General features: G+C 40.3%; 1 protein-coding gene. It reads right to left on the bottom strand.

The features are described 5' to 3' along the window. Positions 1-207: 207 nt before the first annotated feature. On the bottom strand, positions 208-848 hold a 641-nt coding region (locus A3739_RS26790), incomplete at its 5' end, for a LysR substrate-binding domain-containing protein (protein WP_068503408.1).

The raw sequence follows: 848 nt of genomic DNA, 5'->3' as shown, positions 1-848 counted from the left end.
TCGCTTTAAAACCATTCAAAACGTATTACGTGACAACCTTCCAAATAAAGCGCATATGAGCGATATATACGAGCGCCTAGCGAGTATTGTGATGCTAATTATCATGCAAAAATATCGCGAAATACTGAGTACAAAAAAATCATAAGATCAGTTGAACAATGGAATTCGCGCTCACAACTTATCGACTTCACCTTCAATGAGCTCAGATCAAATCAAGTCTTTGATCTGAGCTCTTAACCATTGGCGCAAGGGATCATTTTGAGTGCGCTCATGCCATATCTGATTAATCCGAATTGATTGATCTGGCAAAGGCAAAGAGTGTACTTGCAGTGAAGGGTATAACTCACATGCCTTTTCTGCGATCGTACCCAAACAAGTCACCACTAAATCGGAATGCACGACCACACTTGCCGGAGATAAGAAACTCGATACTCCTGCAATCACATTTCTCTTTTTACCCATACGTTTTAAGGCTTTATCGATATTCCCGTTTAAATCTCCCGTTAAAGTCGTGACCAAATGGTGACAACGCAAATAACTTTCTAAATCAAGCTGATCACCCACAATACTATTTGAGCGATCAACCAACACTTTGAACGTCTCAGTATCTAAGTACTGATTTCGAAATGAATCAGGCAAATCAGAATAAAACCCCGCAATCGCAATATCACACAAGCCATTCTCTAGTTCTGATCGAGGCAAACGCCCCATTGTATTTTTGAATACTAGACTTAAGTTAGGCGCATGTTCTTGAACATAAGGGAGCAATGTTGGCAATAAACGCTGCTCCATATAGTCCGTACTGTAGATAACAATCCGATCTTCGCGATGAAGAAACTCTTGCTCAT

This window comes from Oleiphilus sp. HI0067, from assembly GCF_001635735.1.
This window is presented reverse-complemented; position numbering and strand designations above follow the sequence as displayed.